This window comes from Sinorhizobium saheli (assembly GCF_001651875.1).
Lineage (GTDB): Bacteria > Pseudomonadota > Alphaproteobacteria > Rhizobiales > Rhizobiaceae > Sinorhizobium > Sinorhizobium saheli.
In genome coordinates this window covers 90,185-100,609 of sequence record NZ_LNQB01000063.1, presented here as the reverse complement: position 1 = coordinate 100,609, position 10,425 = coordinate 90,185, and the positions used below count along the sequence as shown (strand labels likewise).

The window sequence follows — 10,425 nt, the reverse complement described above, 5'->3', positions numbered from 1 at the left end:
TGCCGTCCTCGACGGCCGACCGCAGGAAAGCTGGGGCTTCTGGATCGACCGCGGCGCCACCATCATCCAGACCGACGAGCCGAAGGCATTGATCGGCTGGCTGGAAGACCACGGCTACCGCATCCCCTACGATCTGATGAACTGAGAATAGTCTTTGCATTTCAGGAAGCACCTCAGATCGAATTGCCGGCAAGTGCCACTCCTTCGCGGGCAAATATGTGGTCAGATCGATTGGAGCTTGACCCGTTGTTCGAGCTTCTCCGCGTCTACCTTGCGCTCGCTGTATCGGTCGACGAGATAGGCCGATATGTCGCGAGTCAAAAGCGTGAACTTCACGAGTTCCTCGCAGACGTCGACGACCCGGTCGTAGTAGGACGACGGCTTCATCCGACCGCTCGCGTCGAACTCCTGGTAGGCCTTGGCGACCGACGACTGGTTCGGGACCGTGATCATACGCATCCAGCGACCAAGCAGGCGCAGCGTGTTCACCGCGTTGAAGGACTGAGAGCCGCCCGACACCTGCATGACGGCAAGCGTCTTTCCCTGCGTCGGCCGGATCGAGCCGATCGAGAGCGGTATCCAGTCGATCTGCGCCTTCATGATGCCGGTGATCGCCCCGTGCCGTTCCGGGCTCACCCAGACCTGGCCTTCCGACCATTCGGAGAGTTCTCGCAGTTCCTGGACCTTCGGGTGGCTGACGGGCGCGTCGTCTGGAAGCGGCAGCCCCGATGGATTGAAGAAGCGCACCTCGGCCCCGAAGTGCGCGAGCAGCCGCCCCGCCTCCTCGGCCAGAAGCCGGGAGTACGACACCTGGCGGAGCGATCCGTAGAGGATCAGGATCCGCGGTGGATGGGTGGACAACGGCGGCCGCAGAGCATCGAGATCCGGCTTCCGGAGATGGCGCGGATCAGCGGCAGGAAGATCAGACAATGCGGCGGCCCTCCGCGTCGAGAACCTTTTCGCCATCCTCCTTGACGAACGGTCCCTTGAAGGCATCGGCGGGCAGGATGTCGAGAACCACTTCGGACGGCCGCGCCAGCCGGGTGCCGATCGGGGTGATGACGAAAGGCCGGTTGATCAGGATCGGATGCTCCAGCATTGCCGTCAGGAGCTGGCCGTCGGAAAGTGCCGGATCATCGAGACCGAGCTCCGCATAGGGGGTTCCCTTCTCCCGGATCGCCTCGCGGACGGAAAGGCCGGCGTCGCGGATCATTTTCGCAAGTTCGTCGCCGCTTGGCGGCGTCTTCAGATATTCGATGACCTTCGGCTCGATGTCGGCGTGGCGGATCAGGGCCAGCGCGTTGCGCGACGTCCCGCATTCGGGGTTGTGGTAGATCGTGACGTCCATGGTCATTCGGTTCCCTTGACGGTTATGGGGAAATTTGCGGCGCTTCGTTCGGCGAACATCCATCCGACGACGGCTGCGGCAACGAGCGCGCCGAGGACCTCGGCGACGATGAAGCCCGGCACGTCCGTCGGACGGATGCCCGAGAAGGTGTTCGAGAGGGCGCGGGCGATGGCAACGGCGGGGTTTGCGAACGACGTCGAGGCGGTGAACCAGTAGGCCGCCGTGATGTAGAGGCCGACGAGCCAGGGAATGGCGTCGGCCCGGAACCGCAGCCCCGTCAGAATCGTGAGGACGAGTCCGAAGGTGGCGACCGCCTCGGCGATCCATTGGCCCGTGCCCGTGCGGACCGTTTCCGACACCTGGAACAGCTGCAGGTCGAACATCGCATGGGCGATCAGCGTCCCGGCGGTGCCGCCCGCGATCTGTGTGAGGACGTAGAGAACGGCCTCGGACGGCTCGATCTCGCGCCGTGCTGCAAACACCATGGTGACGGCCGGATTGAAGTGCGCGCCGGAGATCGGTCCGAGAATGCTGATCAGGACGACGAGGATTGCGCCCGCCGGTATGGTATTGCCGAGCAGGGAAACCGCCACGTCCTCGGAGAGGCGATCGGACATGATGCCGGAGCCGACGACGGTCGCGACCAGAAGGGCCGTACCCAAGGCTTCCGCCGCGAGGCGGCGTTTCAGATCGAACGTCATTGCTTCAGACAGCTTTCGGAATATCGCGACTGATCTCGTCGAGCCTTCTTTGCAGGGCGAGCTTGTCGAGGCTCGTCATCGGCAGGCTGATAAAGATCGAGAGGCGGTTGTTCAGCATCCGGTAGGTTTCGGCGAAGGTAAGTGCCGCTCGGCCTCGCTGCCCTCGGCCGCCGCAGGATCAAGGACCCCCCAATGCGCTGTCATCGGCTGCCCCGGCCAGACCGGGCATGCTTCGGCGGCCGCCTTATCGCAGACGGTGAAGACGAAATCTATCTGCGGCGCATCGGGAGCGGCGAATTCGTCCCACGCCTTCGAGCGGGCGAAGGATGTGTCGAGGTTCAGTCCCTTGAGGAACTGCAAGGCAAACGGATGCACTTCTCCCTTTGGGTGCAATCCTGCGGAGTGGGCCTTGAACCTGCCCATGCCGATCCTGTTGAGGATGGCTTCGGCGATGATCGAGCGGGCCGAGTTGCCCGTGCACAGAAAAAGGACGTTGTAGACCTTATCGCTCATGGCCGCTCTCCCAGATTGGCTTAACGAGTCTGCGTGTCCTCACTCTGCGCTTCCATTGGGAGCGCAACAGGGGGTCAGATCGGAAATCAGCGGCGCGCAGAGACTGGCGTTGCCACCGCAGCAGTCCTGCAGAAGGTAAAGCATCACGGCCCGAAACCGATCGAGATCGACGCGGTAGATGATCGATCGGCTCTGCCGCTCGCCCCGGACCAACCCGGCTTGCGAGAGCGTCGCAAGATGCGCCGACATGGTGTTCTGCGGCACGTCGACCAGTCTGGCCAGCTCGCCCGCTGGCACGCCTGCGGGTTCCCGTTCCACCAGGAGGCGGAAGGTTCTCAGGCGCGTGGGTTGCGCAAGGGCGGCCAACACTGCGATCGTCTGTTCTTCATCCATATATCCAGAATAATGGATATATTACAGTATGTCAATGACAGCGGCCGCAGTCGTGTCGGGTGGGTTGGCTCGGAGGTCGTGGAGGGCTGCTTCGTTCGGGTCGGAGCATGATATTGCCGGGCGCTGGCCTCGAACGGCAGGTATGGTGGCGACGTTGCCCGGCTCAAATTCGATCTCTCTCGCACTCAGCCTTTTTCGATTAGGGTATCAGTTCGCCTTGGCGTTCACCTGCTCCGTACTGTTCACGGCGTGGAAAACTCCGCCCTGAATCGTCGTGCTCGTCGCCGCGGCGGGCGGCGAGCTGATTAGCGTCGCCCGATTTCGATCGCAGCCGAATAGGCTACGCTTCTACCGGAGCGGTTCGTATCCGATGTTCCCTGCAAAGTCGGCGCTCTCGTGCCGGACGCGATAGAAGACGCCGATGTCGGCTTCGATCCGGATAAAATCATAGACAGTCGCGAGCAAAGGAAAGCGGATCGGTTTTCCGGACGTCTTCTGCACCGCGCTTCTCAACTCAGCCGATGGGTTCTAGGCTCCCGCGCAGATCGTCGCCGACGCGCGGGGCGTGTCGGCCGTTACTCACCAGCTTGTATCGAAACATTCGTAATGCGACGGACGCGGCGCTTCCCCCCCCACGCCGTCACTCATCTATCAAGCCATCGAAAACTTCGAGCATGGCGTCACTGATGGCCTTGCCAAGCGCGCCCGCGGTTTCCACCAGGGCCTCTTCGTTCATGTCACGCGCCGCCATTGCAAAAGCAGCACCTTGGGCCGTCACGATTTCCTGCGCGCGTTGGATCGCCCACAGGGCAAAGTCGCTGCGGCCGGTGATTTCCACGGTTTCCATGAATCTCCCCTGATTTGTTCGAGTGCATGCCTTATAGCGAATTAGGTGGTTATTGGAGTCCAGCGGGTCGTTTTGACAATGAACTCGGGTAAACGAATGACGCAGCAGTTCCATCTGTTTGTTGTGAACGAGGGGGTCCGCTCCATCGCTCGAGGACTGCAGAGTCAATTTATCCCGTCACCTCGTTCTCCCATAAATGGACCCGCTGCCTTTCCTCCGGTTCTTTCCTGGGGCGCTCAACGATCGGGATTGAACTGACCTCTGACGGTGCAGGACACGCTTTGAGCCAAAATGGATAAAAAAAATCGGGCCACCGGAAAAACCGAGGCCCGTTGAAGTGTGAAGGTATCCAAACCTCCAGAGGGGAACAGCCGACGCGATGGCACTGGGAGGAGAAGCCATCAATCTGCATCAGCTATAGGCACTATGCCCATAGTTTGTGCGACCGGCTATCACCTATTGTGCAGTGCAGCTATGCGTTTTCGCAGGCGCGAACTCAAGCTCTCCATCGCAAAGCTTGATTGGATGGCAGGACGGGGCTCGACGCGTTGAAACGCGGTCGGGACGGCGAAATGGTTGCAGCGGCCGCGAGTGGATAGGGAATGGCGGTGGCACGGCGGAAGACCGTCATCTGCGTTTGCAATGGGCGGGCGCCAGCCGGGAACGGTGAGGGTTACGGACCGGCAAGGAGGGAGAGGGGGGAAAGGGCGTTCGCGGCGGGTTCTGGTGGTCGGAGAGAGGCTTCGGCCAGCCCGCCACGGAGAAACGATATGGCACAGGCCATCCAGAAGATCACGCTCAACGCCGGGCGTGACATCCCCTTCAACAAGCTCGTCCTCAGCCAGCAGAACGTGCGCAAGACGAAAGCGGGCGTCTCGATCGAGGAACTCGCCGAAGACATTGCCCATCGCGGGTTGCTGACCAGCCTCAACGTCCGCGCGGAGATCGATGCCGACGGCAACGAGACCGGCGTCTACCGTATTCCGGCAGGCGGCCGGCGCTACCGCGCGCTGGAGCTCCTGGTCAACCAGAAGAAACTTTCCAAGACCGCCGGAATTCCCTGCATCGTCAGCAAGGGCGAAACGCTGGAAGTCGAGGATTCGCTCGCCGAAAACGTCAAGCGTGTCGACCTTCACCCGCTGGACGAGTTTCGCGGCATGATGGCGCTGCGCCAGCAGGGGCTCGACGAGGAAGAGATCGCCGCCCGCTTCCACATTTCGATTGCGACGGTGAAGCAGCGGCTGCGGCTGGCCTCCGTCTCGCCGCGCCTGCTCGAACTCTACGCCAATGACGAGATGAAGCTCGGCCAGGTGATGGCGTTTTCGATCACCACTGACCACGTCCGGCAGGAGCAGGTCTGGGACACGATCTCGCGGTCGCATAATCAGGACGCCTACTATATCCGCCGGATGCTGACCGAAACCGCGGTTCGGGCATCCGATCGACGCGCCGTCTACGTCGGTATCGACGCCTATGAGGCTGCCGGCGGTGTCGTGATGCGCGACCTGTTTGATGAGGACAATGGCGGATGGCTGCAGGACCCGGCGCTGCTCGAGCAGCTCGTGCTCGAAAAGCTGACCTCCGACGCCGAAGCGCTGAAGACCGAAGAGGGCTGGAAATGGGTCGATGCCGCATTCGACTTTCCGTATGGTCACACCTCAGGCCTCCGCCGCTTCTACGGCGAACGGGTCGAGTACACCGATGATGAACGTGCGCGCCATGACGCGCTGAAGGCGGAATATGACAGGCTCGATGCCGAATATGCAGCGGCGGAAGACTTCTCCGAGGAAACCGAAGCCCGGCTTGAGGAACTCGGCAACGCGTTGGATGCCCTGAACGATCGGCCTTATGTCTTCGACCCCGAAGAGGTCGCCCGCGGTGGCGCCTTCATCTCTCTTGCTGTCGACGGTGAGCTGAAGATCGAACGCGGGTTCGTCCGGCCCGAAGATGAACCTGTCGTCGAGACGGATGGCGGCGAGGCCAATGGTCGCGACACTGATGGTGGAAGCGGTGACGATGCCGTTGCGACCTCTGCAACCGACGGGGTCTCGATCAACGGCAAGCCTGTCGGTATCGAGGAACCGGAGGAAGATGACGGCAAGATTCGTCCGCTCTCTGATCGCCTCATCGAGGATCTGACGGCCACCCGTACCCTCGCGCTCAGGAATGCACTGGCGAATGACCCGGTCATGGCCTTTATCGCCGCCCTGCACGTGTTCGTCTTAAAAACCTTCTACAGATACGGGTCCGACTCGTGCCTGGAGATCACCGCGCAGCACACCACCTTCAGCCAGACGCAGGGGCTTGGCGACACGGTCTGGGCGAAGGAGATCGGTGAGCGGCAGGAGTCCTGGGGACATGATCTTCCCGGCAACGCCGACGAAGTCTGGGACTATCTGATCGGCCTCGACGAGGCGAGCCGCATGGCGCTCTTTGCCCATTGCGTCTCACTGTCGCTGAACGCCACGAGCCAGGCCTGGAACCGGCGCTCGAGGGAAATCGCCCATGCCAAGCAGCTTGCCCGGTCGATCGGCTTCAGCATGGTCGAGGCAGGCTGGACGCCGACGGTAGACAACTATCTCGGGCGCGTCACCAAGGCGCATATCCTGCAAGCCGTCCGCGAGGCGAAAGGCGAACAGTCGGCGCAACTCATCGATCACCTGAAGAAGCCCGACATGGCGCGTGAGGCCGCCCGGCTGCTGGAAGGCAGCGGATGGTTGCCTGATGTGCTGCGGCTCCCGGTCGACGAGACTCCGGCCGAGGCCGCTGCGGTCGCCGTGGCGGATGCCGACGGAATTGTCGATGACAACCCCGTGGAAAGTGCAGACGTCGAACTGCCGGCCTTCCTCACGGAAGTTGCCGATGCCAAAGAAGCATCGGTCGATCGTGCGGAGGACGACGGCACGCATCTCGAAGCGGCAGAATAGTCCCTCAGACCATGCTCTGTCGGAGGCCCGGCCGTCGTGTCGGGCCTTCTTATTTCTGAACGTGGAGACAAGGCACGTCTTGCCGAAAAAGGGACGGCGGTGGTCGGCCGGAGAGGGAAGAGAGGGGCCGGAGGAGGGGTGACGCCGGGCGATGGAGAGAGGGTTGTCCGGCCTGAACCCTGTAACCTCTCTGGAGACAAAATCGATGTCGACATCCGTTATTGCACGCCAAAGCGCCACCATCGTCCCTGAAGAGCGTCGCCCGGAATTCCTGCCCACGCTGTTTGGGCGTTCGCTCATGATCGTCGCCGAGAACGCAGTCTACAGCTTCATGGAGCGGCTGAGCCCGCTCGACTATGGCGGCGGCTTCTGGGATTACTACGAACACGAGGGCAAGCCGCTGTTCCTGGCTCCGCAATCCCGATCACGGTTTCGGATCACAGGCGAGATCACCGGATTTCAGGGGGAGGTGTCCGCCGAAGCCGCCGGCATCATCGCCACGCTGTTCGGCTTCTCCCACCTCTCGTTCCAGTATCAGTCCGAGCACCTCTCGGAAGGCTACGGCCGTCTCTACGCCTATTCGGCCGACCATCCGGAAGCTGCCGAGATATCCCAGGCGATCGATTGAGAGCCAATACGCGCCGTCCTCGGGCGGCGCGTCCGAGCGTCCCGCCTGCTTGCCGCGTCGGACAGGCGCTCCGGCGGCGAGCCATCTTCCACCCCACCAGCCCGGTTGTCGCGAAAGCGGTCATCCGGGCTTCTTCGTTTCAGGAGATTTGAGCATGAACACCATGATTTCCAGTCCACGGCCGGTCTCGTCCGGCTTCAAGGTCGATATTTCGCGCGGTGAACGCATCGGCCGCGTTTCGTCCGAATGGTTCTCGCGACCCGACGACGAGCGCTACCTGTCGCTCACCGATCTTCACCGCGCGGTCAGCGCCCGAACCGATCGCGCCCGTGTCCGAACGGTCGAAAGCGCGGAGATCCGCGTGGAAGCCACCCGCCACAATGCCGAGCGTCTTGCCATGATTGTTCCCGGCGGGCGTGAGCCAATCGCACCGACGCATTGGAGCTATGGCCAGCTTTGCAGCCTGGTCGGCGCGCCTGCGAGCTATATGCGGCAACTGCCTGCCCCGCTGGCCGCGATCAACCTTCAGCACGGCCTCCTGAACCACAATACCGAACTGGTCAAAACACTGGAGATGGATGACGGCCGCCTCGAATTGCGGGCGGTGACTGGCCCCGAATATGGGCGCATATGGGATAAGGATCTGGTTGCCGCCGTGATGAGCATCGCCGGCAACGGAACCGGCGACACGATCTGGAAGGTGCCGGGCGTGCTCGACTGGTCGACCATGACCCACAATCCGCTCGTCGATATCACCAAGGACACCACCACGCTCTACGCCAGCGACCGCGACGTGTTTCTCTTCCTCGTCGACGACGCGCACCCGATCGAGGCTGGTCGCCTGCCGAACGGCGAGCCGGATCTCTACTTCCGCGGGTTCTATGCCTGGAACTCCGAGGTCGGGTCCAAGACGCTCGGCATCGCGTCGTTCTATCTCAGGGCAATTTGTGCCAATCGCAATCTGTGGGGCACCGAAAATTTCGAGGAAATCACCATCCGGCACTCGAAGTTTGCGGCGCAACGTTTCGCCCATGAAGCCGCGCCGGCGTTGACGAACTTCGCCAATTCCTCGCCCGCGCCCTTCATCGCCGGCATTCGCGCCGCGCGTGAACGGGTCGTTGCGCGCAATGACGAGGATCGCTCTGACTTCCTGCGCCGCCGCGGCTTCTCCAAGGCCGAAACCGGCAAGATCATCGAAACGGTGCTTTCCGAAGAAGGGAGGCCACCGGAGTCTATCTTCGATTTTGTCCAAGGCATTACGGCGCTTGCCCGCGGAAAAGCCCATCAGGACACGCGGCTCGAACTGGAAGGCAAGGCGAGGAAGCTGTTGGAAAGCGCAGCCTGACTACGGTCGTCGCGCGGATCCTTCGTTCCGATGAAAACCCGGCCATCGCGCCGGGTTTTTGCGTTCACGGAAAGGCAATCCCATGTTCAGGACCGAAGCACTCTCTCCCATGCAGAGCGGCCGCCTGAACGCCGCCTTGGACAGAGAGTACCGATTGGACGGCGTCGTCAAATCGCTCCGCTCCCATCTGGAGGAACTGGCGGCGGCAGGTCCGCTGGATCTGACCGAAGGGGACGGATGATCGATTATTCCCGGACGCACTTCAACCGGCTCGCCTCCTATAAGGTCCAGGACGCCTATATCGCGCGTCTCAAGGCGAAGCGATATTTCTACGTCAACGGATGGGTGGTTCCGAAGCTGGTCTATGACGCGATCAGACGTTAATCTCGGCGTTTTGCTCGGCGGCAACATCGGAATTTTGCATCGGCGCACCATGGTCCGATTGAAAAAAGGGCAGATAATGGCGCAGGGCTCTTATTCGCCTCACCCTGTCAACGCCCCCGTAGCTCCGTGTTCCCGCATCAAGGAAGTCGCGGCATCTCGCCCTCGGCCACCCTCCAGACCCAGGGTGCGATCTCCGGCCGCGCGTCGATCATATTGGCGAGTGCCTGCTCGTATTCATCTCCGGCGCTTGCCGGGATGATGAACATCGCGACGGGGGCGGGTTTCTGTTCCGGCAATGTCACCGACACGATCGGCGCGTCGCGAGGCAGGTTGAAACGCAAGCCCTTGACGCTCTTTCGCTTGAGGTGGCTGAGCTTTTCCAAGAGCCGTAGCTCGTGGATGTCCTCGAATGGCAGCCAGTGCTCGTTGACCACCATCAGAGCGACCTCTTCGACTGACGCAATGCCGGCGGTCGAGATGCCGAAGGTGGCGATAACGATCAGATGGAACGCCTCGTTCGATCGCCACAGCTCCAGTTCGGTCTCATAGCGGGCCGCAAGCCGCCTCCATGCGCCGTCCTCGATCATCAGAGGGAAGGGCATGTGCCGCACGACAATCCTCTGTCCCTCACGGGCCGCGGAAAACTCCTTCACCTCGGCCACGATCATCATCAGCTTGCGCGGCCCCGAACCCGTCGCTTGCACACCGTTGAGCGCCGCGGCGCGCCGAGCGGCGATGCCGTCCTTGTCCTCGGCGTGAAACACCTCGGGAACGAAGAGCATGTCGCTCAACGGACCGCCCCTTGCGGTCATCTGCGAGGCGGCATTGATGAGGCTGGTGCGTACCCGGCCCCAGCCGCGCCGGCCCGCCCATGTCGAGCGCCATTCCGTCAGCTCGCCAGCCTCCCAAAGATAATGCAGCATCGCCCTGAGCGACAGCTTTTTGGGCTCGCTGCGGATGCCCGGCTCCGCTGCGTGCGCCGGTGCGCCGGGCGAGGATCGTGGCCCCCGTTTTGTCAGGGAAAAGTCCAGCTTCAGGTCGGCCTTGCCGCTGGCATCGATCTGGATCGCGTTGCCGATCAGGGGACCGAGGCCGGAAAGCTCGTAGGGCGGCTCATAGGAGGGGCAGGCAGGATCGTGGTCGCGCCCCGAAAGCGGCATGCGTTTGACAAGAAGCTGTCCATCGAGCCGCGCGATATACATCGGAACCGGCGGTTCCCTGCACTGGCATTGCGGCCGAAGCTTCAGTTCATAGGCGCGGGGAAGGAGCGCCTGGAACTCGCCCGAATCCTCTTCGAATGACCTGTCGCCGATCAGAAACCGCCGCACATCGTTCCTCC

General features: G+C 62.1%; 11 protein-coding genes and 2 pseudogenes. 6 read left to right on the top strand and 7 right to left on the bottom strand.

Going from position 1 to position 10,425, the window contains the following annotated elements:
* Window positions 1–145: pseudogene (locus ATB98_RS28820) on the top strand (DUF4996 domain-containing protein); the annotation flags it as partial.
* 77 nt (window positions 146–222) lie between these two features.
* On the opposite strand, the gene arsH reads toward ATB98_RS28820, so the two are convergent.
* From arsH to ATB98_RS07280, 6 genes and pseudogenes are all read right to left on the bottom strand, one after another.
* Entirely contained in the window at window positions 223–966 is a 744-nt protein-coding gene (arsH, locus tag ATB98_RS07305; RefSeq protein WP_066871214.1) for an arsenical resistance protein ArsH, read from the bottom strand.
* Window positions 923–1,354: an arsenate reductase (glutaredoxin) gene (gene arsC, locus ATB98_RS07300; RefSeq protein WP_066871211.1), complete on the bottom strand. Its 432-nt coding sequence runs from the start codon at window positions 1,352–1,354 to the stop codon at window positions 923–925. The genes arsH and arsC overlap by 44 nt, the downstream gene beginning before the upstream one ends.
* Window positions 1,351–2,049, bottom strand: a complete 699-nt coding sequence (locus tag ATB98_RS07295; RefSeq protein WP_066871208.1) for an aquaporin — start codon at window positions 2,047–2,049, stop codon at window positions 1,351–1,353. The genes arsC and ATB98_RS07295 overlap by 4 nt, the downstream gene beginning before the upstream one ends.
* Window positions 2,050–2,053: 4 nt before the next feature.
* Window positions 2,054–2,562 (bottom strand): annotated as a pseudogene (locus ATB98_RS07290) (arsenate reductase ArsC).
* 39 nt (window positions 2,563–2,601) lie between these two features.
* Window positions 2,602–2,955, bottom strand: coding sequence for an ArsR/SmtB family transcription factor (locus ATB98_RS07285; protein WP_066871205.1), 354 nt, complete (start codon window positions 2,953–2,955; stop codon window positions 2,602–2,604).
* A gap of 640 nt (window positions 2,956–3,595) precedes the next feature.
* Window positions 3,596–3,802 (bottom strand): hypothetical protein, encoded by a 207-nt coding sequence (locus ATB98_RS07280; protein WP_066871202.1) that lies wholly within the window; start codon window positions 3,800–3,802, stop codon window positions 3,596–3,598.
* Window positions 3,803–4,572: 770 nt separating this feature from the next.
* On the opposite strand from ATB98_RS07280, the gene ATB98_RS07275 reads away from it, so the two are divergent.
* The 5 genes from ATB98_RS07275 (at window position 4,573) to ATB98_RS29935 (ending at window position 9,086) form a co-directional block, all read left to right on the top strand.
* Window positions 4,573–6,729 (top strand): ParB/RepB/Spo0J family partition protein, encoded by a 2,157-nt coding sequence (locus ATB98_RS07275; RefSeq protein WP_066871199.1) that lies wholly within the window; start codon window positions 4,573–4,575, stop codon window positions 6,727–6,729.
* A 205-nt stretch (window positions 6,730–6,934) separates the two neighbouring features.
* Window positions 6,935–7,357, top strand: coding sequence for an antirestriction protein (locus ATB98_RS07270; RefSeq protein WP_066871196.1), 423 nt, complete (start codon window positions 6,935–6,937; stop codon window positions 7,355–7,357).
* 154 nt (window positions 7,358–7,511) lie between these two features.
* On the top strand, window positions 7,512–8,702 hold the full coding sequence (locus ATB98_RS07265; RefSeq protein ID WP_066871194.1) for a DUF932 domain-containing protein: 1,191 nt from the start codon (window positions 7,512–7,514) through the stop codon (window positions 8,700–8,702).
* A gap of 82 nt (window positions 8,703–8,784) precedes the next feature.
* On the top strand, window positions 8,785–8,943 hold the full coding sequence (locus ATB98_RS29940; protein ID WP_234781887.1) for a hypothetical protein: 159 nt from the start codon (window positions 8,785–8,787) through the stop codon (window positions 8,941–8,943).
* Window positions 8,940–9,086 carry a hypothetical protein gene (locus ATB98_RS29935; RefSeq protein ID WP_234781886.1) on the top strand — a complete coding sequence of 49 codons (147 nt, stop codon included), beginning with the start codon at window positions 8,940–8,942 and terminating at the stop codon, window positions 9,084–9,086. The genes ATB98_RS29940 and ATB98_RS29935 overlap by 4 nt, the downstream gene beginning before the upstream one ends.
* 137 nt (window positions 9,087–9,223) lie before the next feature.
* Here ATB98_RS29935 and ATB98_RS07255 read toward each other — a convergent pair whose 3' ends face one another.
* A complete protein-coding gene (locus tag ATB98_RS07255; protein ID WP_066871191.1) occupies window positions 9,224–10,414 on the bottom strand; it encodes a DUF1173 domain-containing protein in 1,191 nt (396 codons plus the stop codon).
* Window positions 10,415–10,425: the final 11 nt, after the last annotated feature.

What these genes read in the sequence shown, in the direction of transcription:
- arsH (WP_066871214.1), bottom strand. Translation starts at nt 966, where the DNA reads ATGGCGAAAAGGTTCTCGACGCGGAGGGCCGCCGCATTGTCTGATCTT.
- arsC (WP_066871211.1), bottom strand. Translation starts at nt 1,354, where the DNA reads ATGACCATGGACGTCACGATCTACCACAACCCCGAATGCGGGACGTCG.
- ATB98_RS07295 (WP_066871208.1), bottom strand. Translation starts at nt 2,049, where the DNA reads ATGACGTTCGATCTGAAACGCCGCCTCGCGGCGGAAGCCTTGGGTACG.
- ATB98_RS07285 (WP_066871205.1), bottom strand. Translation starts at nt 2,955, where the DNA reads ATGGATGAAGAACAGACGATCGCAGTGTTGGCCGCCCTTGCGCAACCC.
- ATB98_RS07280 (WP_066871202.1), bottom strand. Translation starts at nt 3,802, where the DNA reads ATGGAAACCGTGGAAATCACCGGCCGCAGCGACTTTGCCCTGTGGGCG.
- ATB98_RS07275 (WP_066871199.1), top strand. Translation starts at nt 4,573, where the DNA reads ATGGCACAGGCCATCCAGAAGATCACGCTCAACGCCGGGCGTGACATC.
- ATB98_RS07270 (WP_066871196.1), top strand. Translation starts at nt 6,935, where the DNA reads ATGTCGACATCCGTTATTGCACGCCAAAGCGCCACCATCGTCCCTGAA.
- ATB98_RS07265 (WP_066871194.1), top strand. Translation starts at nt 7,512, where the DNA reads ATGAACACCATGATTTCCAGTCCACGGCCGGTCTCGTCCGGCTTCAAG.
- ATB98_RS29940 (WP_234781887.1), top strand. Translation starts at nt 8,785, where the DNA reads ATGTTCAGGACCGAAGCACTCTCTCCCATGCAGAGCGGCCGCCTGAAC.
- ATB98_RS29935 (WP_234781886.1), top strand. Translation starts at nt 8,940, where the DNA reads ATGATCGATTATTCCCGGACGCACTTCAACCGGCTCGCCTCCTATAAG.